Raw genomic sequence first — 25,823 nt, forward strand, 5'->3', positions numbered from 1 at the left:
CGGGCCGCGGAACGATTCACCCACAATACTCCAGCTTGGGGTCCGTCGCCACATCTGCTGGTTGTCGACCGGGCACTAGCTGTATTGCTGCCGCATATGTTCGACCGATTCGGCAACGAGTTGCTCGAGCACATCCAGGTCAACATCACCCAGTTGTTTGATATAGAGGCACGATTTCCCGGTCTTGTGTTTTCCCAGATGGCTCATCAGCTGGTCGAAGTGATCGAAGCCGGGCATGACGTAGAGACTCAGTTCGCGCTTGCGCGGCGAAAAGCCGGTCAAGAACCAGTCACCCTCCCGGCCGCTTTCATACTTGTAGTGGTAACTGCCGAAACCGACCATCGATTTGCCCCACATCTTCGGCGGCTCTCCGGTGGCGCGCTGCATGATCTTGATCAGCATGCGGCAGTCAGCACCCTTCTGCGGATCCTCCGCTTCAACGTCATCCAGGAAGGCATTGACGCTGGCGTCGTTCGGTTGCGTTTTGAGTTTGGCCATCGAGTAAGATTCTCTATTCAGTAGTCGCCTGGCTCATCTGAGGACTCTTCCTGCATCCGTTCCTGTCGCTCTCGCTCTTCTTCCCGGGCGGCGTCTATGATAGCCATCAGCTCGCCGAGGTTCACATCATGAGCTGAGGGATGGTAGTGACCGGTCAACGGGGTGTCGGCATCGAGATTGCCCGATGCGTAGCGCGACCACATTTCCTTTCCGTATTCAGTTTTGAGCAGTTCCGGCGAGAACCGGCCGAAGAAGTGCTTCATTCGATCGACGTCGCGCACCAGCAACATCGCCGCACTGTTGTTGGCCGCCGCATTGACGGCTTGTGGCAGGTCGATAATGACCGGGCCGGTGTCATCGACCAAAACATTGAACTCTGACAGGTCGCCGTGAATCAGGCCGGCGGCCAGCATTCGAACGATTTCGGCGATGATCCGGCCGTGGTATTCACGCGCCTGTTCTGCACTCAGAGTCATGCCGTCGAGTCGCGGTGCCACATTACCTTCGGCATCGACGATCAGCTCCATCAGCAGCACGCCATCGACAAAGCCATGCGGGCGCGGCACGCGTACGCCGGCCGCCGAAAGACGATAGAGGGCGTCGGCCTCGGCGTTCAGCCACTCCTTTTCCTGTTCCTTCTGGCCGTAGCGGGTGCGCTTGTTCATCGCCCGGGCGCGCCGCGTGTTGCGCACGCTGCGGCCCTCCCGGTACTGCGCGGCCTGCCTGAAGCCGCGCACATTGGCCTCCTTGAACACCTTGGCGCAGCGCTTCTCGGCACCGCACCGCACGACGAAAACGTCGGCTTCCTTGCCGCTCTTGAGCGGGCGCAGCACTTCGTCAATCAGGCCGTCCTCGGCCAGGGGTTTCAAGCGGGCGGGAATTTTCATCGGGGGCGATTATGCCATCCATTGTCGATGGCCACGAACTATACTGAGTTGCGTACGATCTGATAATCGATTGGCTTGAAACGGAAATTGTTCGACTGTCCAGCGGAACAGGCGGAAATCGCCACCACAAGCGGCATTTCGGCACGTAGGCGAACGAAATCTCCTGCTTTGCTGAGCGGCGGAAGGACCCGGAATGATCCTGTGGTGGTATCTATGGAAACGTGCATGAAAACGTTAAAGGCGATAGGGATGCGATCGACACTGATGTCGTAAGGAGCCAGTGCCGCTGCCAGATTGCCCTCACAGCCCGGGCGGCCCTCACTCTCTCCGTATATGATCTCGAATGTCTCTTTTGAACAGGGGGTCAGAGTAAAGTCGTGTCGACCGCAGGTATCCTCCATTATGGTGAGCATGGGCCGGCTGCGGTTCGAGTAAAGGATATCGCCCGCCGTGAGCCAAAGTCGTGCAGCATAATCAAGGGAACGGCCGGAAGACAGATACTCCGCATCATCCGGATGCCCAAAAGCCACTACATCGCTTACTTGTTGGCCTTCAGGATCGATGATTACCAGTTCATCACCCATGCCGAGCTCAACCGCCTGGGCGGAGCAGGGCGGGATTCTAACCGGTGCCACGTCGGTGTTCACGGCTGTTCCCTGAAATCAATTGGGCATCGCCAGCCGGCCTCCACCTTACGGCCGCTGTACTGTCTGGCCTCACTTGCAGCACCGAACTCCGCCAGGTTGGGGTTTAGAGACCCTTGCAGTGCGAGATCGCGTGATCGAGTGGCCTTCTGCATCTTCCAGTAGCGCCCGTCTTCACGCAGCTTCTCGAACTGGCGATGAGAATTGAACACCAGCACCGGATGGCTGAATCTCCTGGCGAGTCGCGACGAATGTGCATGCAGTCCAATAACAAAGAACGGGTGTCCCGCCATGCTCAAGCTGAATAGTGGGTTATCAGCATCGCTGCTGACATCGTGAGCAGTATCATTTCCAGCCAAAACGTCAAGCCTGTGGATTCGCCCCAACTGCGACCACAGCAAGGACTCAAAACAAAGCTCGCTCATATCGAGTGGCCCACGGAATATGGCGACGTAGGAATGCACGATGTCCTTATCGCTAGCATCTGCTTCGATCATATCAACAAATTGAGAAAGTCCTTCTATCAGTAGACCGTCATTGTCTCTGTCCCCCAATGTACCGAACTCATGAATTTCGATAGAGCCGCGCGCTAAAGCGGACTTGGCCCCCACGCAGGGATAGCCAGCGTCATCAAGCAACTCAAAGAAACTCCCGCTCAAATCCAGAGCGGGCATGATGTTCTTGTCGATATGACTAGAGCCTTCAGTTGATTCCATCATTGTCTCTTCACTTTTGTGCGAAGAAATACTAGCTTTCGAAGCGAAGAGAAGTATGTGCGGGCACCCACATTGTCGGGTGGTACTGAGCGGCGAGGAAGGGTTGCGCCATGGGCAATGGAAAGGCGCCCTGTGGCCAATGAGCCCACGTTTCAGTAGTATGGGCGGTCCAGGTTCGCGATTTTGGAGTGGCATGGCTTCGGATCAGACAGCCAGCGTACCCGCCCCGCCCATTCCGGAAGACGAAGTCGAGCGGCTGGAGGAACTGCGCTCCCTCCACATCCTCGACACGGCCGCCGAGGAGCGTTTTGATCGTTACACGCAACTCGTCGCCGATGTGTTCGACTTCCCGGTTGTGCTCGTATCACTCATCGACAGGGATCGCCAGTGGATCAAATCCAGCTGCGGACTTGATTTGAAGCAGACTGAGCGGGATGTGTCGTTCTGCGCTCACGCCATCAATGAAAGCGGCATATTCATCGTGCCGGATGCCCGCGAGGATTCCCGGTTCGCCGACAATCGTTTGGTCACTGGCCCGCCCTACATCCGGTTCTATGCCGGTTGCTCGGTTCACGGGCCGAACGGCTATCCGCTCGGTACGCTGTGTGTCATCGACCGTGAGCCTCGGGATTTCGATCAACGGCGGTGCGATCAGCTGCGCCAGTTCGCCCAGCTGGTCGAGCGTGAAATCTGCCACAGACATGAATTCGATAAGCTCAGGGAGTCGGTCGAGTACAAGGCCTTCAACGATCCACTGACTCGACTGCCGAATAAACGCACGTTTATTGACCGTCTGGACACCCTGATTGCAGTCCGGGAAGCGGAAGGGGGTCACCTGGCCGTCGTGTTGTTCAATCTCGGTGGCTTGCGCTATATCAATCAGGCGTTCGGCGTCTCCACCGGCGATGAGCTGCTGCGCGAGGTCGCCGGTCGCCTGGAGGGGGCTGCCCCCGCTGACGCGAGTCCGGCTCGTCTCGGCGGAGATGAGTTCGTACTTGTCCTGCCGACGGTCGACGGCGAAGCCGGCGCCGTGGATGCGACACTCGAACGCATTCGTGCGGCACTGAGTCGGCCTTACCACGTCGGTGGCCGGGAGCACTTCGTCAACTTCCAGGTTGGCGTTAGTTTCTATCCCGAACATGGCAGCAGGTCGGCCGCATTGCTGGAGAAGGCTTGTGCGGCGATCCACACGCGCGAGGCAGGTGTGACTGCGACCGCAAGGCATTACAGCCCCGCACACGCGTTACACGTTTCACAGCGTTTGCACATGGAAACGCGAATGCGGCGCGGGCTCGAAGCAGGCAATTTCCGTTTCGAGTACCAGCCGATCGTGTCACTTACCGATGGAAAGATGGGGGCGGTCGAAGCGTTGATGCGCTGGGACGACGATGAAGTCGAGGATACCTCTCCATCTTTGTTCATTCCGCTGGCCGAACAGTCGGGGCTGATTCTGCCCCTGGGGGAGTGGGCGCTCGAGGAGATAATTGGTCAGCTCAGCGCCTGGTGCCGGGCCGATGAGAGCTGGCTTGTCCCGGTCACGATCAACGTCTCCGCACCCCAGCTTCAGCAACCAGACTTTGCGCGCAGCCTGCTCGACAGAATGAATGCCATGGAGCTGGAGCCCAGCCTGGTCCGGATCGAGGTGACCGAGTTTTCCCTGGTGCTGGATACTGACAGCGTGCGTGAAAACCTGTTGGATCTGAATGATTCCGGTGTCGAATCCGTGATCGATGATTTTGGCACAGGGTATTGTTCGATGGAGTACTTGCGCAGGATGCCGATCTCCACACTCAAGATCGATCGCACTTTTATCAGCGGAATCCCGGCAGAGCGGAATGACGTGGCCATTACCCGAAGCATTCTGGCCATGGCCCGAAGCCTGGAGCTGGGAACGGTGGCCGAAGGCGTGGAGCGACGCGAGCAGCTCGAGCTTCTAAGCGAGGAAGGCTGTGATGCCGTTCAGGGCTTCCTGCTGGCCCGCCCGGCTCCGCCGGAGAAAATTCCTGGTTATGCTGGAAAGATGCTGGTCTGAGTTTCCGATCAACTTCTTCTGCCGAAGAAACCGGCACTCCCTTGGTCGCTCGAGTGAATGATCATTCCGACCGCTCATAGAAGATTCGCCACCGAAGTTGCCAGGTGTGTCCGTTATCCTCGGAGATCTCCCAGTCCCAGGTCAGCGAATCTTCAGTGATATCGTAGAATTTCATCCGTTGTACGACTTCTTTACCCTGTGGGTTCATTCCGGTGCGTCTGAAGATGCGTTTGTTGCCGTCAACTTCGCCGACAAAATCCAGGTATCCCCCCTGATTGTCTACCCACGTTTGCTTCCAGGTTCCAGTCTGAGCCTGATAGACCGAATAGCTTCTACCGACGAAGCCCTGGTACGCGCCGGAGTGTGCTTCGAAGTTCTCTTTGATGACCTTGCCGTCCAGTACCCGTTCAATATGGTTGGTGCCACGTGCGGTCGTGCCGTCTGCATCTTCCCAGGTCAAATCCCATGTGCCCAACCAGAAGTCGAAATATGCTTCGGGTTCCAGCTCGCTGACGCTGGTTTCGGCGTAGACAATCTGCAGGCTCATTGCAAGAATCAAGGCTACGATGAGAGAAATAATGTGTTTCTTCATGATGATTCTCCTCCTGCAAGCGATTCTACATTCAATTGGATTTGAAACAAGAATCAGGATACTGTGAATTCCTGAAACCGGCGTGACACTTGAGGATTAGAACCGAAGCCAGCCAGTGCCGTTCGTGAGAATGACGCTGTCGGAACACTTGATTATTGCCTGTCGCCGTATACCTGTTTAAATGTTCTTTCTGACTTCCTGCCGGACTGGGTAATTCTAGATAATGAATGTATCAATCACTCTGCGATTCCTTGCTTTGATGTGCTTTGCCATGACTGCTGCTGCGGACGATGTTTCCGACGCGCTTGTCATCGGTGACACCTTTGAAATTGAGTCCAGCGTCCTGAATGAAACTCGTCGGATCAATGTCTTTACGCCAACAGTATTCGGCGAGCCTGTCAAAAAGCCCTTGCCGGTTCTGTATATGCCCGATGGCGGTATCGATGAGGACTTCTTGCACATTGCCGGGCTGCTCCAGGTACTCGTTTCCAACGGCAGTATGCGGCCCTTTCTGCTGGTCGGGATCGAGAACACGCAGCGTCGTCGCGACATGACCGGGCCGAGCGACGACCCCGAGGATCAGGCGATCGCGGAGCAAATCGGCGGTGCTGCCGAATTCCGGGCATTCATTCGGGATGAATTGTTTAAAGAGATTGGAAAGCGCTATTACATTTCGCAGGAGCGCGCCATCATCGGCGAGTCCCTGGCCGGACTGTTCGTGGTTGAAACCCTGCTGCACGAACCGGCCATGTTCGATACCTATATTGCCGTCGATCCCAGCGTGTGGTGGAACCGTTATGCGCTGAACGAAACCGCTGCGAAGCTGCTTGAACAAGAACAGGCCACCAGCCGACGCTTGTTCGTGGCAGCCAGCCGCGAGGCCAGCAGCGCCGATGGTTTTCAGGCATTCATATCCGGACTCGGTGAGCCATCGACAGGCGCGGAACTGATCTATTCCGCGATGCCCGAAGAGACTCACGCCACGCTGTATCACCCGGCCGCTCTCAATGCCCTGCGCGCTTTGTTTCCTGCCGATAGCGAAGATTGACTCGTAAGGAATCCAATCGCGGACACCAACCTGCATCCGATTGAAATGGGTCACTTAACAGCGGGCGTGCCGCTGAGTCGGTCCAGACGCGATCAGTCTGAGTCGGGCAGGTGGGCAGGCTCGGCCTTGCAGCCGACTTGTGCTCGCCTCAGTAAGGGTTGGGCACGAGCCGACAAATCGGCATCTTCGACCAGAGTCTGGAGTATCCCGGCAGCTTCGCAAGGGTTGCCTGAGTCCATCAAGGTCACCGCCAGGTTGAACCGGCCTGGTCCGTGATCGGGCCGCAATTCAAGCAATTGTCGGTAAGCGTCTGATGCGTTCTGGTAGTGACCGGCGGTGTAGGCTGTATTGCCCAGCCCGAGCCAGGCGATTGGCTCTTCCGGCCAGCGTTTCAGGGTCTGGTTCCAGACCCGCGATGCCAGTTCGCTATCGGCGGTGGCTTCGAAATCGGCCGCCGCAGTCAACCAGCGCTGCCGATCAGGATTGGCAGGCCATTTTCCCGGTTCGATGGCCGCCACGGCCCAGCGCCCGGCCCGCTCCCAGCGGCTGAACCAGCGTCGTGCACTCATTGACAGTTCCCGTTCAGTGCCCGAGCGCAGCAGTATGCGGTTGCGATCAACGTCATAACCGACCACGACGGCATAGTGCCAGACCGGCCTTCCCGGCAACCCCTGGTTTTCCAGCACCAGCACCGGCCGGCCGGCCGAGACCTCGGCCAGCACATCGTGCAATTGCCCCGACAAGCGGTAGGCGAGACGCCCATGAGTGCGGATTGCCGCCATCATCTCGGCCTGAAGGCTGCCCCTGCGGCCCGGCACGTATACGCGCTCGACCAGGGATTGGTAGTCGACGGTCGAGCCACCGTGTTCGAGCACGGTAGCCAGTGCCGCCGGTCCGCAGTGGTACTCGGTTTGGGGATGAAACGGGACGCCCGCCAGGTTGGCGCGGTCGGGCAGTCCGTCGAGTTCGTCGGCCAGCCGCAGCCCGGCGCAGCCGGATAGGGCGGCGATCAGTGTGAGAAAAACGGCGAGCCGCACAAGGCGGCCCGCCGTCATTGCATGGCGAGAAGCGATCAGCGGTTAAAGATATTGATCACGCCGGTAAATTCGAGGATCAGCAACACCAGGAAAGTGATACCCAGGACCTCGATCACACCGGCGCCGGCGGGCAGTTCTTCGATACGCTCGGCCATTTGCTCCAGCTCGGCCGGGCTCAGTGCCGCGACGCGCAGGGCGGCAACTTCCGGGTCGACACCCAGGGCTGCCAGTTCCTCGACCACGGCTTCCTGCCTCAGCCAGGTTTCAACGCGGGTCAGGATCTGGCCGGATTCCATGGCCATGGCCTGCTGGGACGAGATGATCTCAGCGTGCGTTGAAAACGACGCAAGCGGCAGCATGAGTAGCCCGATCAGGGCGGAGAACGTTACACGGAAAGACTTGCGTTCCATAGTCAGCATCTCCTGTTCGCTGGATGGCTTGTCGGATCAGACCCCGGATCAGGGCCGCTCCTCGCTGGAATATAGCATAGCCGCCGGTTCGGCTCAGCCGGCCTGACGGAGCCGCCCTGATGATCCCATCTATAGTGATCGATCTTCAGACCCGGTGACTGATCATCATTGAAAGTGACCTGGGTCAGCGCTTGGCAAAAGACGAGACTACCTTCAGAATATCTCGCTCGACCAGATCGGATAATGGTTTGCCTGGAGAGAGCTGATCCAGGTTGTCGCTCCGGGCATGCTGACCGGGGTGCAGGCCGTACCAGCCATTCTTGCCGGCTTCCTTGGCCGCGTACAGGGCACGGTCGGCCAGATCAGCGCTGAGCTCCCAGCTGTTTGGCTCTGTCGCTGATGCAACGATCGGCCAGGGTGCGTAGCCGACGCTGCAGGTTACGCTGAGATCGTCACCGTCATCGGTATGTAACGGCACTTCAGCAACTGCTCGACAGATGCGCTCGGCAAGGTCAGCGCCCATCGCGGGCCCGACATCGTTGACCACCAGCAGAAATTCCTCTCCACCCCAGCGAACGAGGATATCGCGCTGCCTGCAGAAGTTGTCCAGTCGTCGGGCAAACGCAACCAGTACCTGGTCGCCCACGGCATGCCCGCGCCGGTCGTTGATCTGCTTGAAGTCGTCAATATCGATCATCAGGAACAGAAGCCGCGGACGTGAGCGCCGATCCTCCCCGCGCTGCTGTTTTTCCACCCAGTAGAGAAAGTCGCGCCGGTTGGACAGGCCTGTCAATGGATCGCGCCGAGTTGCACGGTCCAGCCTTCGGTTGCTGCGATGCAGTTTCTCGTTGAGGTTTTCCAGCTCCGCCGTGCGCTTGGCGACCTGTCGATGCAGAATGTTGACCTGTCTGCGCTTGTTATGCATGTTCTGGCGTACCCGCCAGACGATCAAGGCGAGCAGCATTATCAGCAGTAGCCCGTAAAACACATAGGCCGCCGGATGACGCCACCAGGGCGGTACCAACACCATGGTCAACATGCGCTGGTTCCCAAATTTTCCATCCCGGCCGGCTGCTTCGATGCGAAGCCGATAGCTGCCCGGGGCCAGGTAATTGATGGAAAATTCCGCTTGGGCGCCGTTGACTTGCACCCAGTCGTCATGCAGGCCGTCTACCCGGTAGCGCAGTCGCGCAGCACTGGGTGCATTGAAATCCAGCGCAACCATGCGCAGCGAGAAGATACGTTGGCGATGATCCAGGCGGAGTTCGCTAGCATAGGGCAAGGACGCATCGAGCCCGGCGAATGGTTCCAGCAAGCCGACGTCGCGATGCGCTACGGTGATCCCGTCAATGACCGGCCACGCCGGGGGGCTGTCGAATGAGAAGGCCGAGCTGTCGACGGAATCGACCCCGGCTACGCCGCCAAAATACAGTGATCCGTCATCGTCCTTCCACGCCGCCCCGGCATTGAACTCCTGGTTGATCAGCCCATCCCGGCGGCCCACTTGCTGCACCTGATCGCTCTGGGTGTCGACCACGCCCAGGCCGTTGTTGGTGCTCATCCAAAGACGCCCCTCGCGATCCGGGAGGATGCGATAGATAACATTGTTCGGCAGGCCATCGGCCTCTGTGACCCGGCGCTGCACTTCGCCGCTACGATCAAGCTGCAAGAGGCCGCCACCGAAAGTGCCCAGCCAGATCTGGTCGTCATCGACATGAATCGCCCAGATTGATTCACTGGCCTGCTCGCGCGAACCGGAAAAGAAATGCTCGATCTCGCCGCCAGGGCTGAACCGGAATACCCCGTCTTCATTGGTGCCGACCCAGATGTTTCCGCGCTCGTCGATCTGCAGTGTTGTCAGGAAGCGCTGGCGCAATGCCTTCGGCACCAACTCGGGGCGCAACCGGCCGTCGGCAAAGACGGCCAGACCCGCGCGGGTAGTGATCCAGAGGTGACCTTCGTGTTCAGCCAGGTCGGTGATGCGCTGATCGGGCAAGTCAGCCGACACGACGGGAGACGGCGCATCAGGTGGCTGCCAACGCCACAGGCCCTGGTGGGTGCCCAGCCAGTAGGCCTTGCCGGGTTCGTCGGTGGCGAGAACGCGAACGGGGACGCCGGCAAGTGCCGGCAGCTGTCGCCATTCGTCATCGCCCGCCGCCTGGACAAAAAGCCCGCTGTCGGTGCCGAGCAAGCCGCGATTGTCATCGCGCCGGATCGCGCGAACACTGGCCGATGGCCATTGGACCGGGTTGAGCGAGGCGGAACGGCCGCCGGCCAGGACGGTTTCGGACATCGGCAGGACTCGATGCAGACCATCGGTATAAGTGCCGATCCAGAGCACTCCGGAACTGTCACGATAGAGTTTCAATACCGCGCTGTCGCCGATATCGATTCGCCAGCGTGAATACTGCAATGGCCAATCTGGATGCCATTCGATCACGCCGCCCTTGCTGTCGCCGATCAGCAAGCGGCCGTCGGCTTCCGCATACAGCGTCGAAACCCGGGCTTCGAGCGCATCCGAACGGGTCAGGGCCGAGACCACCGAAACACCGTCCGCCCCGATGCGCACCAGCTTGCCCCGTCCCGTCGCCAACCACGCCGTGCCGTCCGGCGCCTGCGTCAATGCCACACACACGGCTGCTTCCGGTAAGTCCGGGCGCAGCGTGCGACCGTCGCTGAAGTCGAGCCGGCAACGCCGGTCCGCTACCAGCCAGTCAGCCCCATCGGGCCTGACGAGCCCGATCAGGCCATCCCGGGAAATCAGGTTGCTGACGCTGCCGTCGGCCAGATCGATGCGGTCGACACCGGCTGCCGTAGCCACCACGGCAGATTGTCCCGATGGCAATACACTCAGGCCGGTCACCCGGGCATGAGAAAGCCCCTGTTCCGGCGCGAATCGCCAGCGCTCCAGGCTGGCCAGATCGATCACCTCGACGCCGGCGTCGTTGCTGCCCATCCATAGCCGCTCATGTGGATCGAAAGCCAGCACGTCCATCGTGGAACTGGCCAGGCTCTCGGGATCACCCGGCCGGCGACGCAGCACATCGAAGCGGTGACCGTCGAAACGGTGCAACCCTTCCTGTGTGCCGAACCACAACAGCCCGTTGGAATCCTCGGCCAGGCTGATCACGCTCGACTGCGACAGCCCCTCATCCAGCCCGTAGGATTCGACCGCCAGCGCCCGTTCCGGCGGCAGATCGATGGCGTCATCGCCTGGAAAACCGATGCTGGGTACGGCGAGCAGCACTGTAGCGAGCAAGAAATGGGGCGCAAAGGTGGTCAGACAGCCGGAACCCAGTAGCTGCACGCTATCTATCTGAAAACTTGCGAAAAAGGTGGCGCCGCGCGGATCCATCCTATGCAGTTTACCGTCTAATGCTGTACAGGAGGCACCTGCACCTGCGATACCAGCGCGAAATCAAGACAACGATCAAGCCGGGCCGTGTTGGTTGCGCCACGCCGGTGATCGGAGTACTTTTAAACGGAGGGTGCGCAGTTGCTTTTTACCTCGACATTCATTCGTATCTTGGGAGGTTCGTATGGAAGGTATTCTGATCTGGCTCATCGTGGGCGGCATTGCCGGCTGGCTGGCAGGGCTCATCGTCAAAGGTGGTGGTCAGGGCATCCTGATCAACATCGTTGTCGGCATCATTGGTGCGGTTCTTGGCGGCTGGCTGTTCGGCCAATTGGGCATTGCCATCGGGACGGGCATACTCAATGCCATTGTCACGGCCGTTGTCGGCGCGGTGATTCTGCTGCTCATCGTAGGTTTGATTCGCGGCAAATCCTGATAAATGCCCACTCGGGGCGTCGTGCCGTTCTGGCACGACGCGCCCGGCGTTTTGGCTCTGCCGGTTTATGCTGAAGTGACTAACCGTTGTCTGGCTGTCTGAATCGTTTTACCGTGATGACTAGCGCAAAAACCATCAATGCTGCTCCTGCAATTTGGGCCATGTCGTTTTGGAGGACCAGTAGCATGAACAGACCTACCAAAGCGTACAACAGCGGCAAGAGTTTATAGATTGCCTCCGGGATGTAGATTTCCTGGCTGAAGAGTCCCACGCGCTTCCAGCTCCCTCGATCGGAATGACCAGCACTCACAATAGTGCGCAATCACATATGGCACAACAATATTAGATATCCATCACATACTATCGAATTATCCTGCAAGTCGGTCCCCCGGGCTGCGCGAGCATGAACGATTGACGAAGAAGACGCTTCGCACAGATTTGGGTGCGCCCGGAGTGTGCCATTTGGCCAGCCTGATCGAGTATGCATTCCAGTCAAGGCGGGATTTGGCTGGCTTTCGCCGACTATGGAAATGACTGAGCCGCAGGTTCATTCGCTTCGACTGGGAGCCGGGGCTTGCCGGGAAGGTGCGCCGGTCAGACCTGGTGCTAAGGCCGACGGCTGGCGATAACGATTGCCCAGACCAGTGCGGCAATGGTCAGCAAAGCACCGGGCAGTGCGAACAGCAAAGCGCGCAGGAAGTGCTCGAGTAAGCGGATTTCGCTCAGGCGGAATTTTCGGGGGTCTGCGAAGCCGGTGGTGGTCACCGTGTAGGTGCCGGCCGCGGGTATCTCGACCCGCCCGACGGCCACCCGGCGCGTACTGCCGAAATCCTGGCTCATGCTACCGCGAATGGATAGCAGGGGAATGGTGGCCCCCCGGGCGTTTGTGAACTCGATGGCGGTTCCGGTGGGCAGCTCGTCGTCCACGACCTGCAGTCGGCCGTCAATGATCGTCCTCGATTCATGCCAGAGTCGGTAGTCACCGGATCCTGGAACATCGATGTCAGCCGAACCGGGTCCCTGGAACGAGGTGGACCAGCCCCCGAATCCCTGAATGAAGGTCAGCGAAGCCAGTGCCCAGAGAATGAGGCCGGCAATGCCTGTAACGATGGGCCAGCGATAGCGTCGTAACATGGCTTTGGCTCCCGTGTGCGATTTCCTACAAACCTTCGCGTGTTTGTCTGACGTGCGAGGCGCCTCCTCTAGCATATCTTGTGGTGACCGTTCCGGGTGACGCCGGAACCAACATCGTTGGCGCTAATTCCGGCCAGTTTCCGTTTGCTACAGGGAATGTGAGTTTTCAGGCGCCAGTCTGGCCGAACGCAGGGATGAACGGGTCGCGTTGGAGAGAGGCGGCCTCAAACTTTAATCCACAATAACGAGGAGAGCTCTAATGAAAGTAAAAATGCTGATTGCGGGTCTGTCACTTATGGCCATTGCTTCACTGGCCCTGGCGGGCTACGTTCAGCCGGCACCGGTAACCATCTCCATCAATCCGGATGGCTCGGGCACGGCCACGGGCGACATGGTTTCCGCGCGCTTTACCGACAATGATGTTGAACACATCGGGTGTGGGGTCCGACTGTACAAGTTTGCCGACGGAACTTTCTTCAACTACGGATTCTGTCAGGCAGAGGATGCCGACGGCGTCGATGCCTTTTGTTCCACCGAAGATGAAGAGTTGTTGGACATCATGAAGGCGACCGCCGATTACTCGTTCATTACTTTTGGATGGAACGCCGACGAGGAATGCACGAATATCGGTTTCTCGACCCAGTCTTTCTACATTCCCGAACATACGAGCAATCGGGGCAAAGGTAACAACTGAGCATGCTTGGCGGGGCGGCCTGGCCTGGCCGCCCCGCCGGCGCAAGCACGTACGGGCCATCAGGCCACGCACGGCCGAAGCGCTCGCACCGGGACCGGCATGTCCGGGTTTTCCCCCGTTTTACGACTGACTGGTGGCCAGCTCGAAATTCTGCCAATATCGAGCTGGCTCGCCCTTTAGCCGACTGGGAAGGAAAATCATGAGTATTCGTGCGTTTTGGTTGCTGGCGGCCTTGTTGCTGCCGATGGCGGGCTGGTGTACGCCAACGACGTTGACCTATCAGGGTCAGCTGCAGCAGGCCGGTGCGGAGTTTACCGGTACGGCGGACCTTGAGTTCCGGCTGTTTGACCAGGAGACCGACGGCCTCCAGGTGGGACCGACCGTGTCCCTGAATGATTGGCCGGTGACTGACGGGGTGTTCCAGGTCGAACTGGATTTCGGGTCGGTCTATGGCGCGGATCCGCGCTGGCTGCAAGTAACGGTCGACGGCTTCGACCTGATACCCCGCCAGGCCGTTCGACCCGCGCCCGTGGCACTGTATGCGCTCGCCGGCAATGATTGGCAGTTGGACGGTTCGAATGTCTATTACTCGGCTGGCAATGTCGGAATCGGGACCAGTACTCCGGCAGCGGCGCTTGAAGTTCGCAGCGACAGTGATATTGGTACGCCGCAGCTACGGCTGACCGAGTCCCATGACGACTTTGCGCGATTGACTTTCGCCAACTCGGTCTCGGATCGGTTCTGGACGCTAGCCGCACTCACGCGGGGTGTGGACCCTGGTCAGGATCGATTCAACCTTTTCCATAACACTTCCGGCAACGTGGTCGTTGTCGACGGGGAGGGTAACGTGGGTCTCGGCGCTCCGCCGACTTCGATCTATCGGCTCAATGTACGTGATGGCATGCATGTGAGCCGTGACACCGGGCCGGGCACGCTGACTCACTTGGCGATCAGCGAAACCGCCGGCTCCGAGCCGGTGCGACAGTTGTTCTGGAACAGCGCCGCCGCCCGCGGCTGGCGGATCGACAGCGGCCTCGCAGCAGCCGGCGTAACCGACGATCGGCTGACCATCCACAATACCGGTGCCGGCGACGTGTTCACGCTGAGTGGTTCGGGTGCGGCTGGCCTCGGCTTTACCAATCCACCCGCTGCGTTAGCCGTGCAGGGGACAGGCGCTTATACCTGGACCTCCGGTAACGGCCGCGGTGACTTTTACATTGGCGACGGATCGGTCGGTCTGTCCATGGGCGTTGCGTTGGGCGGTGGCGGGCGCGGCGTGAGCCGGATCTGGACCAACGGTGGAGTTGAGCACCTGTTTATCGGCTCGGCGGCATACGGCCCCAGTCTGTCGGTGTTTCCGGGCCAGGTCGGCGTCAACACGACAAGCCCGCAGGCCACACTGGATGTGGATGGTGGCTTCCGCGTGCGCGACCTGGCGGATCCTGCTGTGACCGGTCGTCGAGCACTGCACGTTCTGCCCGACGGCCAAGTGGCGGCCGACGAAGAGATTCAGCTGAGGAACGTCCATGCGTCCGCATTCCGGCCCAAATTGGGCAATGCGCTGTCAGTGGGGTTTGCGGCGATCACGTACTTCACTACGGGCATCGACGAGGTGCTGACTGCTCCGCTCATGCTGCCCGATGGCGCCGAAGTAACGAGTGTCACGGCGTGGCTGCGAGATCAAAGCGCCGTGATCGATCTGAGCTTCCGCGTCCGGGCGCTGGATCTTGGCACCAACCAGCATTGGAACGTTGCTTGGGGTCATTCGGCCGGAGATACCGTTGCCTGGGGGGATGTCGAGCTGACGCCGTCCGGATCGGCTTCCGATCGTCTCATCGACAATGAGACCCGCACTTACTTCATCGACGTGTACCCGGTTAACAATGGTGACGATGCCTTTGGTAGTAGGGTGACCTGGCAGGGGTCCGATGCGGGCCTGCAGGCAATCGTGGTTCGATATCGTCAACTCTGATCAGGTTGGCGATCCCTGAGTACTTCTGAGAATCGGAAACGGAGATGCATACGCTTTTCATCACCTCCACCCGCAAGGAGAAACCCCATGTTTCAACCTGCAATTCTAGCCATCACGGCCATCTCGTTCGCTGCCATGCTTTCTCTGGCTTCTGCCTCTTCGGACGAAGCACCGCTGGAAGGAGCTTGGGTTCTCGATAGCATCGAATTGCCCGACGGCGAAGTATTTGAAAATCCTCAGCGGGGTCTTGTGCTCTTCGCGGACGGTCATTTCAGTTTCACGATGGTGGCGCCGCCTGACACGGAGCGTGGCACATTCACCGGGGATGAGCCTACTGAATCAGAGAAGGCTGGTGCTTTTGACAGCTACGTCTCCGGCGCAGGTGCTTATACCATTGAGGGAGATAACCTGGTCACCCGGGCCTATCTTCACATTGATCCCAACGCGATGAGCGAATGGCCGAACAGGATCATGGAATACAAGATCGGGCTGGAAGAAGACGTGCTGCGCTGGCACATCTACGGTGTCGTCATGCGGTTCCACCGCATCGGCGATTCCTCTTTGCCCGACTGACCCAGGATAAAAGAACACCCGCTCGTCAATTCAAGAGAAAGACCGCGTCGCAGATCGCGCGCCAGGTGGCACTGTCGCCCACTGGTGTAATGATCCAGATGCCGGCGTTGCCAATGGCGGCCAGCACCAGGGCGGGATGCGCCCGGCGGAGCCGGATCATCAGGTAGACCGCCAGGGCCACGATTGGGAAGCTGGTCCAGAAGACAATATCGAGCAGCGTCACATCGCCCAGTCCGACCGTGTAGAGCATGGAAAAGGCAATCAGCCGGGTCAGTCCGGGCGAGAGCACCCAGAACACGGTCGAGCTCATCCAGATCACGTGATCCCCGAGCTTGTGGACGGAGAGTGTCGCCATCAGCACGGCGATCAGGAAACCCGCCACGCTGATCAAATCGAAATAGCTGATGCCGTAGAAAAAGGTCTTGGTGGCCGCGGCGCCGTGCGTGCCTTCGACGGCATTCTGGATGTTGAAGGGGACGACGGCCAGGGCTGATGTCGCCACCATGCCGGCCAGGATCAGCGCAACGATGCCGAAGCGGCGATGCTGTTTGAGCCGACCGTGCGTAGCCAGATAAGGCTGTAGCACCAGCAGGCACATCCAAAACGTCGCGGACAGACCGTGCAAATGCTGATACCAGGTGGACGCCCGAAGATTCATGAAATACGACGGCGCGAACCCCAGCAATGTGATTGCCAGGCCGATAACCATCCACAGGTGCAGATTCCGATAGGCTTGAATGCCTTGTGGCGGGGTGTGCGCTTTGACCGGCTCACCGGCCAGTTCCGAAGGCAGGCTCATTTCAGGCCTCCTGATTGGCGCCTGGCTCCCTCCCAGGCGCTTACCATCATGCGGTATGCCCACCCAAGAATCCACCCTCATGCTGCACCCGCATCGAGGCGCTTCCTGCTGCTGATTCAGGGGCGCGGGAAGTTATCTGTCGCCAATCAGCGACAGTCGTGCAGTACGACAGCGCGCTTGTTGAACCCGGATCAGAGCCCCATCGACAAGATTAATGGCGGATACCTGTCGCTCTGGGGCGACAGTATCCGCCGTAAATCACTTGGCTGAGATTCTCGAAATGACTTAACTTGCTGTCAAACCTGCGGTTTCTGAGTCTGGAACGCTGCTTGCACTCCTTCTGGCAAGTCCGGCCCGATACCCGGCAATTCGAGGCACTCGGCGTCGTGACTGCGTCGGAGCACTGTGAATTCTGCCCCGGCGGTGGCACACACCAGAAAGCCTGAAGGAGAAACACGATGAGACATCAAACGTGGATTAAACTGGCAATGGTATTTGCGCTGCTGGCAGGCGGTTTGACTGCACACGCTGGCGATGATGATGAGGTCAGTAACCTCACCGAAGCACGCCTGGAAGGTCAGATCTGGACGACCTTCGCGCTCAACCAACACCTCAACCCCTTTGACCTGAAGGTGGATGTGGATAGCAAGACCGCCATCATCGAGGGTGAGGTCGACGAAAGCGTCAAGAGCGAGCTGGCCGAGCAAATCGCCCTTAGCGTCGATGGGATCGAGGACGTGGACAACCGGATTGAAGTCTCCGAGGATATGCAGGTCGTATCCTCGAACGATGACAAGGGGAAGGACCCCTCCTTCCGGGATCGCGTGAGCGATGCCACGACTACGGCTTCGGTCAAGTCGAAACTTCTGTGGAATCGGGATACGGCTGGATTCTCGATCAATGTCGACACTCGAGGAGGTATCGTTGAGCTCGAGGGCGAAGCCGAATCCGAGGCCAGCAAGGACCTCGCGGAACAACTTGCCGCCAACACGGATGGCGTCCGCGATGTGATCAACAACATCAAGGTCGTCTCGAGGCAGCAGGCTCAAGCCGATACTGACTACTGAACCAATTCAGGACCAACGCAAAGCCGGGGGCCGCGTCGTGCGGCCCCCGGCATTTTTCTGGGAAGTCGGCCAGCTGCCGGTCCGCTCACGGAATTGGCCCAGGCCGACAGCGCCTCAATCAAGTTCGATCAGTCTGCCGTCCCCGGGAGCCAGCGTAATGTCGTTCAACTGTCTCGGTGTTGCCGACTCGATTCGCACGCTGTAGCGGCCTGCCGGCAGCTCAATCGGGTCGGCATCGACCAGGCCGCGAGCCACTTCTTCGCCCGCGGCGTCGATCACCACAAACGGGATCTGCAGTGCCTGCTGAACGGCCGCGTCGAGTCCATCAGCGTCGCTTGCGTCGAGATACTCGCCGCCGCCGATTTCAGCCCAGTCGGCGAACTGGCGCTTGAGCTCGTCATCGTTGATGGCAAAGCCGACGATATTGACGCGTACTTCGAAGCCACTTTCCTTCAGCTTCTCGATCTCTGTGGCCGGGTCGCCGTCACAGGTCTCTTCGCCGTCGGTCAGCAGCACGACCAGGCGCCGGCCCTCGGCCGCTTTCAGGTCGGCGGCCACCGCGGCCAGCGAATCGGCGATTGGCGTCTTCGCCAGGTTGATCGCCTGGATGCCTTCGATCTGGGCGAGAAAGGCACTCTTGTCCAGCGGCGCCAGCGGAACCTCGAGATCGGTGCGGCAACTGCCGGCTTCGCGATGACCGTAGACCCGAAGGGCCAGGGGCATACCGTCGGGTAACGTGTCTGACACCGTGCGGCGGATGGCCGCCTTGGCAATGTCGATCCGGCGCTGCTCGCCCATGCGCTTGAGCATGCTGCCGGAGGCATCGAGGATGATCTCGACGGCGCCACGCGAACCCGGGTCGGCGCCTGTTTTGCTCGACACGATGGCGATCGTGGCAGGCGTCGGATCGTCCACCTTCGCAAATTCAGCCTGTATGGCGAAGTCGACCGGAGCCTTGAGTCGGGCCACAGCCCGGTCGAAGCCATTCGAGAGTGCACCGAGGCTGGTGACATAGTCGAAGTGTCCGCCACGAACACGGGCCCAGTCCTGCATCAGATCCAGCTCGCCGAACGGATTGCCCCCGAACGCGCCCTCGGAAGACAGTTTCATGGCAAATACCTGCGGTTGGCCGTCATGTAGCGCCGGCCACAGCGATGCATCGGTGATGGTGGCCGCATCGGTCAGCAACAGCACCGCTTTCTTTCCCGGCCGGTCCACCATCTCCTCGGCGGCGACTGCTACAGCCCTTTCCGCATCGCTGGAGCTGGTGTCATGCGGATATGCGCTGAGCATCTTCATCAGCGGATAGGCATGCCCCTGCCAGTTCTTCAACAGCGGCGCGCCGCGTCCGAACGGCAGCAGGTTGACCTCGTCTCGGCCTGGCTCGATCGTTTCGGCATAGGTTCGCAAGGCATTGGCGATGGTCGGCAAATAAGCGGCGACGCTACCCGAGGTATCCCAGCTGAAAATCACCGAACGAGGCGGCTCGAACACTTCCACCCAGTAGGATTGCCCCGGCTCGACGTACGCTTCCCAGTGATGCTCGGTGGCGGACTGTTCGAGCGCATACAGTTCAACCGCTTCGCCAGCGGCATTCATCATTCGCGGCTTTGCCTCCACGCTTGGAGTACCGCTCAGGCGTAAGGTCAGATGATTGTTGTCGGTTGGTATATCGAGCCGGTACCAGGCCGACCAGGTATCCAGCAAGGCGCGGCCGGGTGCGGAATCACCGTTACCGAGCGCCACAGCCGTATCGCGGTTGATATTCGCGGGCTGGCCGGTCAGACCACTCCATTCAGGAGCCTGGCTTGCCTCGTAAGGGCCGATATCGGTGTAGTGCCCCCACTCGCCCAGAATGCTCTCTCCCGCGGTTTCGTAGACGGCAATCCGGTCGGGCAATTGCAGCGATGCGGCAGCTTCGGGCGCCTCGAAGTCCAGCTTGACGTAGCGCGCCCAGGCGCGCTCGTCGAAGTCGATGCGCGTCTCGCCGGCCGCCAACTCGGCTTCGGCGAGCTGTCGCCAGGGCCCGATCGGGCTGCTGTCGGAAACGGCCACGCTGACGGCCGCCGGCTGCAGGTCTGCTGACGCTTCGGCCATTGGCAGCACGCTGATGCCGTCGATCGATGCCGCGCGGGCGTGATGAAAGCCGAGCACGACCGTGGCCCGGGTTTCTCCCGACAAACGGAGCTTGGGCGCCTTGTCGTCGGCAAGCAAAATGCCCTGGTCGAAAGCGCTGCCCCGAATCCAGGGCTCGGACCAGACGAGGTGGCCACCGAAATTCGGATCGGCCAGATTGAATGCTTCGTCATGCGGCCGCCAGCCGGATTCGCCCAGAACCTTGAACTCGCCGATCCGCACATGGCTGTAGTTGCTGGAGATGTAGTGCGGTGCGAGCGGCAACAGGCGCGCATAACGCGCATGTACCGGTGCGTCGAGCACGAAATACTGCTCTTCGGCGATCGGCTCGAGCTTGCCGGTGAGCACCGTGTCGAATTGTTCGCCGTCGAGCGACACGGCCACGGCAAAGTCGCGCAGGAATCCCTGGGGCAGGGTATTGGCCGTGGGATTGATGGCAAAACCGGCGACCGCTATGGGTTCACTGCCGGCCAGGCGCACCGTGGGCTGGGCGACATTGTCGAGCTGGTGATTTTTCCAGGGGATCTGGTATTCGGTCCAGCGGCCCACGCGGGCCAGGCCGTCGTAGAGCGTTGCCGTGTCTTCCAGCTTGTCCTCGTCGATATTCGGGCTGGCCGCTGGCGCCGCACCGAAGTTCGACGCCGCGGCGTTCATGTTGCCGCGCAGTGCCTCGGGCACCGGCCAGTGAAATACCGGCTCTACCGGCGGGGCATTGGCGTCGATCGCAATCTCATGCATGGCCCGCCCACTTCCTTGCTTGTCATGGACATGGACAGACATCCGGGCCGGTCGAAGGGCTGGAATATCCGGCGGTATGTCGAGCGTCAGGGCAATGCTTGTGGATTCCTCTGGCCCAAGCTCGAACGGACCGGGCGAGTGATCCAATTGCCAGCGCACATCAGTGACATGCGTTTGGAGGATGATCGTGCGCGCCTGATCGGCTCTATTGGTGACGGTCAGTTCGCCGGCCAAGCGCTGGGCCCAGGGCGAAAATGCGGCAATCCGATCGTGATCGAGTCGCAGGTCGACTTCGACCGGCTGCGCGGCATCGGTTCCCGCAAGGTCAGCCAACGCTGAGAGGTCGTAGTGGTACTCCCCTTTGCCTTTAACCTGCAGCCAGTGGGTTTGACCCGGGGCCAGCTCCGCACGGTCGAGTTTCTGTTCGCGGTCGTATTCGAGCAGGTCCGATTCCGGATCTGCTTCGCCATACACTTGCGTTCGGACGGTGCCTTGCCTGGGCAACTCCATCACCACGGCCTCATCCTGAATCGGCAGCAGATACCAGTCTTCACTGCTGGTCGAATGACCCACGCTGCCCAGCACCTGGCCGTCGAATGGAAACGGCGCCGCTTCGTTGCGGTGACCATTGGGTTCGCGATCGGCAACGCGATCGAGATAGTCGAGTCGCTCCATGACCACCGTGTACTCCGCGTCGGAGACTTGGCCGGCAGTGAGGGTCAGGCTGTAGTCGGCCGGCGCCAGGAACATGTCCCACTGCAAGGCTTCACCCGGGCGGCCCTGACTGCGAATATCGCTGATCTCGATGGCTTCGTCACCCGCACCCAGTATGCCGCGCATGCTGCCGTCGACCGGCGGCTGCACGGTCAGGCGGATGCGTTCATGGCCGCTGAGTGTGAACTGATAGCGGTCGGTATCACCCTTCTCGGCCAGGGTGCCGAAATGCTCGACGCCGAAGTGCAGCCGGTTGGCATTGGCGACTTCGTCGTTGGGCTCCATCTCCATCCCTTCCGGCGGCGGGCCCAGTTCCACCAGGCGCAGGACATAGTCCGAATCCGTTCCCACGGCCGCCAACAGATACTCGCCTGGCATCAGGAAGACATTGTCGAGCCTGACCCGGCTGTTATTGCCGGCACGTTCGGAAACAATTGTCTTGCCCGCACTGTTCTTCAGGGTCAGCTCGAACAGGTCTTTACCCTGCAACTGCAAACGCCATAGCTGCGCCTCGCCACGGACCGAGAAGCGCCAGTGATCCGTTTCGCGGCCGTTGAAATGCCCGCGTCCGAAACCGCGCTCGTGCAGGGCGACGGCATGACCATGATCATCGTTGGGCTCGACTTCCTCACCGGGGCCGGCACGACTGTGCTCAACCCATTCCAACTGCCAGTCAGTGCCGACCCGCTTGCGATCGTGCATGCGCAACCGGTAGCTGCCCTGGGTCAGGCCAATGGTGCGCAGCGCGGTCATGCCGTCGGCCCCGCGTACACAGTGGCTCAGATTGATCGCGTCCCGCACCAGGCAGACTTCGGCCTGGGCCTCGGGGTCAACCGACAATTCGAGATCGAAAACGCGTCCCACGTCAGCCTCGCCGACCTCGAATGAAAGCCAGTCGGTATCGGTGTCATCAAATCGACCGGCCAGCGACTGGCCCAGTTCGACGGGATTGGGACTGCGGTCGTTCGGTTCGACTTCGCGGCCCTCACGCGGCAATGGCGCGCCGGTTTCGAATCGCAGCATCTGCACCCCGGCAGCCTTCTGGTCAGTCCGGAAGCGGTAGCGGCCCGCATCCAGGCTCAGGCCGGGGCGGTGAACCGGCAATCCGTCGGCGGTATCGATGGTCAGCAATTCGGTGTCCTGCGCATCGAGCAGCTTCAGGGAAGCCGGGCGGCCCAGCGGGCTCTGAAACGCCAGGTCCCAAGACTCTTTCGCCTGTTCGTCCTTGATCTCGAAGTCGAACCAGGTCTCGCCTTGCGTCCACACCACGGTCTTGCCCCGGGTCGATGCAAGCTGGGGCGAGTCGGGCGAGTTGTTGTCGCCAATGACTGTCACGTTCGAGTCATCATGCTGATCGATGTCAACGGAATAGGATCCCTCGCCGCCGGAATGCGAAACACCCAGTACGTAAACCCCCGGCGCCAGCAACAACCCGTCGGCCCGGCCCGGGCGGCTGCCGTCGGTCGTCTTGAGCGTCATGAGAAGCGTCGGCTTTTGGCTCAGTTCGGCCGGAATCCGTCCGCGGCCGTCAGCCAACTCCGTGAAATCGAAAATATCCAGCCGGGTCAGCGCACCGCCCCGGCCGGTGATCTGCAGGTTGAAGCGCCGGCCGGCCAGGTCCTCGTCGACCACGATTCGGTAGGCGTCCTGATCCTGACCTTCGAGCTCGCCGATAATGCGCACCGCATCCTTGCCTGAAGGCAGCGCCATGGCAACGGCCTCGTGGGGGGCGTCGTTGGGTTCGGAGTCGTAGAGCAGCTCCGTAACCGCCCCGGAGTGCGCCGTGACGCATATCAGGGTGGCTGTGATGATCAAACGAACGGCATCTGAACTGATCATGGTTACATACCCATTCCGGTCTCTCACTTCAGGTTCCCGTAGCACTTCCGCATGCGCGAATTCTGAAGTCGGTAAACGACAACGCATTGGCCGGAACGTCGACGAATACCGCTGTGAAGATTGCCGATACCAGCTCGGCTTCGGCGGTCGCCGTACCCATGCCCGCTGCAACCGAACCCAGGCCCAGCGCAATAACCTGAGCGATTACGAATGCCAGCGCGGCGACGACGATGCCGGTGAGCCAACTGTCGACCAGGCAGCAGAACAGGGCCAGCCCGGATTCATTGGCAAAGCACTTATAGAAGCCGAAATACATAAGCAATGTGCCGATGATGATGCCCCCGATCACAATATACTCAGCTGCCGAAACGCCGCCATAGCCGCCCGGCCCGACGCCCATCCCGGTGGTTGTACCCGTTGCTGGATCCACACGCCACCAGTGCGCTGTCTCGGAACTTTGCGGGATCAGCAGGGCGTAGCCCGAGGCAAGTTCCTGACGTGCGTGCAACATGGCCGAGGCACTCAGGCCGATGCTCGCAAGCTGCGATGAGTCACCGGGGCTGACCGCAACCAGCGAATCCGAATTCTCGGCCAGTGCATCGAAAGCTGAACTCGAGCCGCCTGTCGACCGCGACTCCATCAGACGGTGTTCCTGGAAAGTTTCAAACAGCCCGCTTGCCAGGGCCCCGGCATGGGCAAATGTCGGCCCGTCGTCCGTCACGCTCACGCCGCGCATCGAATTGAACAGGATATCGATCTGATCGTAGCCGCGCAGGCCGTCACCGTTGGAATACACGCCGTGATTGAATGATGTGATCGCCGGCCTGGCTGCATAGGCCGCTCCCCCATCACTGAAACCGGTATCCGTGCGCGTCGCCATGAAATACTTCAACCAGCGCACATCGGGCAAGGGGTCGAGGCCATTCAGGATCGCGGCATTGTCGTCGCCAGTCGCCCGGGCTGCCCGTTGCTGGAGTTCAGTCAGCGTGGCACGCCCATCTTCCGCGGCCGCAAGCATGCGGTCCATCAACCATGCGGGATTCACTGGGCCGGTAGCGACTGCGAAGCTGCGTCCCTGAAGGAGCACAGGGCGCGCCTCGGATTCGAATTGATCGGGCTCGACCTGCCGACCGGCAACAAAGCGATGGCCGTCTTCATCGGTATCGACGATGCTGCGCTGTATCGATTCCTCGCCACCATCGGGTGCAATCAGTGTGTATTCGATCCAAAGGCGATTCATGGCCCTGGGGGGTTTGGGTGCTGCCGCTTCCGGATCATCCGATCCGAGCCCTTCCAGTGCACTGATTGCCTGGGCGCCCTTGTCCGATACCTGTTTGACGAACTCGCCAGCCGGGCTCAACGCATCGAGTGGCACGACATTACCATCAAGCGTGAACACCTTTGCCCCGGGGGCGAGACCAGTATTGAATGTGGGTACGAATAGTTCGGCACTGTTCGCGGCATGCTCCAGAAGATTGGCGTTTTCGGCGTCCGATCCGGAATAGGGCAGAAACGCGATTTCCTGCGGTTGATAGGCCGCGTTGGCGGCCGGACGCTCCCAGGCGCTCATGAGTGGCTGGGTACTCACTGCCGAGCCGAGGCGGCTTTCGATAAAGACCTGGATTCGGACCCGATGTTGGAGCGCTTCGGGGATCGAGTCTGCCAGGTAAGACTTTGCTTCGACGGCGGGCGGTTCGAGCGAGCCGAAGGCCGGGTGCACCTCGGTCCAGTCATTGGTGACACCAGTTCGGTACTCGACCCAGAAATACTGCTCGAGCTCGCTGGCAAGCACCGATGCAGCATCGATGTTGGCCGATGCGCCTTTACCCATTAGTTGCTCAACGGCTGGTGTGACGGATGCCGAGATACGCTCCAGTTGCTTGCGGCTTGATTCCAGTGAGTTACCGGCCTGCTCACCCAGCAGCTTCAGTCCGGCCTGCGGCGTGTCTCCAACCGTCAATCGGCTTGTGACCAGAGATTCGAAAAAGTCCTGCCGGCCTTTGGCAAAATAGTCCGGCCAGCCGGTATCTCCGGCCATGGTCGACAGCAGGCGCAACGCATCCTCACGCGCCAGCGATCCTTCCACGATGCGCGCTTCGTAGCCGGCGTCATTGAGCAGTCGGGCCAACAGTACGCCCTGGTCCAGTGAATTGCCGGCTCGGCTGATCAGGGTTCCGTGCGCCGATCGAAGCAATCCCTGGTATTGCTGAAAGCGGATTTCCCGGGTGACAAACTCAATGACCGAGTCCACATCGAACTCGAGCGAGAAGAGAAGCTCCTCGAGATCGAACTGGCTCCGGTCGAGATTGGACCGTATCGATTCGATCTGACGGTAAATGCCGTTGAGGTCGGAGCCGTTATTTCCAACTGCCGCAGCAGCCGCCAGCATGCCAGAGCCGGCTGATGCGTTCATGTGGGCCCAGGCGATGCTGGAATACAGCATGGACAGAGAAAGCAGCCAGCAGGCGGCGGTCCGAAGCGGATATCGTCGTTCAGTCATCG

The 25,823-nt window shown here is 60.1% G+C and carries 19 protein-coding genes; 7 read left to right on the top strand and 12 right to left on the bottom strand.

Annotated elements, in window-relative coordinates; genetic code table 11:
- Positions 1-75 precede the first annotated feature (75 nt).
- The 4 genes from G4Y73_RS12340 to gntA are packed head-to-tail and all read right to left on the bottom strand — an operon-like array spanning position 76 to position 2,748.
- Positions 76-498, bottom strand: coding sequence for a DUF1801 domain-containing protein (locus G4Y73_RS12340; protein ID WP_164231978.1), 423 nt, complete (start codon positions 496-498; stop codon positions 76-78).
- A gap of 17 nt (positions 499-515) precedes the next feature.
- Positions 516-1,385, bottom strand: a complete 870-nt coding sequence (locus G4Y73_RS12345) for a PA4780 family RIO1-like protein kinase (protein ID WP_164231981.1) — start codon at positions 1,383-1,385, stop codon at positions 516-518.
- Positions 1,386-1,423: 38 nt separating this feature from the next.
- Positions 1,424-2,032, bottom strand: coding sequence for an urea carboxylase-associated family protein (locus tag G4Y73_RS12350; RefSeq protein ID WP_164231983.1), 609 nt, complete (start codon positions 2,030-2,032; stop codon positions 1,424-1,426).
- Positions 2,029-2,748, bottom strand: coding sequence for a guanitoxin biosynthesis heme-dependent pre-guanitoxin N-hydroxylase GntA (gntA, locus tag G4Y73_RS12355; protein ID WP_240451338.1), 720 nt, complete (start codon positions 2,746-2,748; stop codon positions 2,029-2,031). Before gntA ends, G4Y73_RS12350 begins: the two co-directional genes overlap by 4 nt.
- 190 nt (positions 2,749-2,938) lie before the next feature.
- Between gntA and G4Y73_RS12360 the strand changes: the two genes are divergently transcribed.
- Entirely contained in the window at positions 2,939-4,777 is a 1,839-nt protein-coding gene (locus tag G4Y73_RS12360) for a GGDEF domain-containing protein (RefSeq protein ID WP_164231985.1), read from the top strand.
- Between the two features lie 61 nt (positions 4,778-4,838).
- Here the strand turns inward: G4Y73_RS12360 and G4Y73_RS12365 are convergent, their stop codons facing one another.
- A complete protein-coding gene (locus G4Y73_RS12365) occupies positions 4,839-5,369 on the bottom strand; it encodes a hypothetical protein (protein ID WP_164231988.1) in 531 nt (176 codons plus the stop codon).
- Between the two features lie 223 nt (positions 5,370-5,592).
- On the opposite strand from G4Y73_RS12365, the gene G4Y73_RS12370 reads away from it, so the two are divergent.
- Positions 5,593-6,417: an alpha/beta hydrolase-fold protein gene (locus G4Y73_RS12370; protein WP_164231990.1), complete on the top strand. Its 825-nt coding sequence runs from the start codon at positions 5,593-5,595 to the stop codon at positions 6,415-6,417.
- A gap of 92 nt (positions 6,418-6,509) precedes the next feature.
- Here G4Y73_RS12370 and G4Y73_RS12375 read toward each other — a convergent pair whose 3' ends face one another.
- The 3 genes from G4Y73_RS12375 to G4Y73_RS12385 all read right to left on the bottom strand — a co-directional run bounded on the left by G4Y73_RS12375 (position 6,510) and on the right by G4Y73_RS12385 (position 11,171).
- A complete protein-coding gene (locus G4Y73_RS12375) occupies positions 6,510-7,454 on the bottom strand; it encodes a PA2778 family cysteine peptidase (RefSeq protein WP_164231992.1) in 945 nt (314 codons plus the stop codon).
- Between the two features lie 35 nt (positions 7,455-7,489).
- Entirely contained in the window at positions 7,490-7,864 is a 375-nt protein-coding gene (locus G4Y73_RS12380) for a PA2779 family protein (RefSeq protein ID WP_164231994.1), read from the bottom strand.
- A gap of 184 nt (positions 7,865-8,048) precedes the next feature.
- On the bottom strand, positions 8,049-11,171 hold the full coding sequence (locus G4Y73_RS12385) for a diguanylate cyclase (RefSeq protein ID WP_164232002.1): 3,123 nt from the start codon (positions 11,169-11,171) through the stop codon (positions 8,049-8,051).
- A gap of 232 nt (positions 11,172-11,403) precedes the next feature.
- On the opposite strand from G4Y73_RS12385, the gene G4Y73_RS12390 reads away from it, so the two are divergent.
- Positions 11,404-11,655 carry a GlsB/YeaQ/YmgE family stress response membrane protein gene (locus G4Y73_RS12390; protein ID WP_164232004.1) on the top strand — a complete coding sequence of 84 codons (252 nt, stop codon included), beginning with the start codon at positions 11,404-11,406 and terminating at the stop codon, positions 11,653-11,655.
- 606 nt (positions 11,656-12,261) lie between these two features.
- On the opposite strand, the gene G4Y73_RS12395 is transcribed toward G4Y73_RS12390, so the two are convergent.
- A complete protein-coding gene (locus G4Y73_RS12395) occupies positions 12,262-12,789 on the bottom strand; it encodes a hypothetical protein (RefSeq protein WP_164232006.1) in 528 nt (175 codons plus the stop codon).
- Between the two features lie 259 nt (positions 12,790-13,048).
- Here G4Y73_RS12395 and G4Y73_RS12400 point away from each other — a divergent pair, with 259 nt between their 5' ends.
- The 3 genes from G4Y73_RS12400 (at position 13,049) to G4Y73_RS12410 (ending at position 16,028) form a co-directional block, all read left to right on the top strand.
- Complete coding sequence (locus G4Y73_RS12400; RefSeq protein WP_164232008.1) at positions 13,049-13,483, top strand: hypothetical protein; 435 nt, start codon at positions 13,049-13,051, stop codon at positions 13,481-13,483.
- 199 nt (positions 13,484-13,682) lie between these two features.
- Positions 13,683-15,455, top strand: coding sequence for a hypothetical protein (locus G4Y73_RS12405; RefSeq protein ID WP_164232010.1), 1,773 nt, complete (start codon positions 13,683-13,685; stop codon positions 15,453-15,455).
- Between the two features lie 87 nt (positions 15,456-15,542).
- Positions 15,543-16,028, top strand: coding sequence for a lipocalin-like domain-containing protein (locus G4Y73_RS12410; RefSeq protein ID WP_164232012.1), 486 nt, complete (start codon positions 15,543-15,545; stop codon positions 16,026-16,028).
- Positions 16,029-16,053: 25 nt separating this feature from the next.
- Here the strand turns inward: G4Y73_RS12410 and G4Y73_RS12415 are convergent, their stop codons facing one another.
- Entirely contained in the window at positions 16,054-16,827 is a 774-nt protein-coding gene (locus tag G4Y73_RS12415) for a hypothetical protein (protein ID WP_164232014.1), read from the bottom strand.
- 458 nt (positions 16,828-17,285) lie between these two features.
- On the opposite strand from G4Y73_RS12415, the gene G4Y73_RS12420 reads away from it, so the two are divergent.
- The gene (locus G4Y73_RS12420) at positions 17,286-17,894 is read left to right on the top strand and encodes a BON domain-containing protein (protein WP_164232016.1); all 609 of its coding nucleotides are present in this window, start codon (positions 17,286-17,288) and stop codon (positions 17,892-17,894) included.
- 114 nt (positions 17,895-18,008) lie between these two features.
- Here the strand turns inward: G4Y73_RS12420 and G4Y73_RS12425 are convergent, their stop codons facing one another.
- Together G4Y73_RS12425 and G4Y73_RS12430 are read right to left on the bottom strand one after the other, a co-directional pair.
- Complete coding sequence (locus tag G4Y73_RS12425) at positions 18,009-23,321, bottom strand: VWA domain-containing protein (protein ID WP_164232017.1); 5,313 nt, start codon at positions 23,319-23,321, stop codon at positions 18,009-18,011.
- Between the two features lie 28 nt (positions 23,322-23,349).
- Positions 23,350-25,821 (bottom strand): hypothetical protein, encoded by a 2,472-nt coding sequence (locus G4Y73_RS12430; RefSeq protein ID WP_164232019.1) that lies wholly within the window; start codon positions 25,819-25,821, stop codon positions 23,350-23,352.
- Positions 25,822-25,823 lie beyond the last annotated feature (2 nt).

The organism is Wenzhouxiangella sp. XN201 (assembly GCF_011008905.1).
Classification (GTDB): Bacteria; Pseudomonadota; Gammaproteobacteria; order Xanthomonadales; family Wenzhouxiangellaceae; genus Wenzhouxiangella.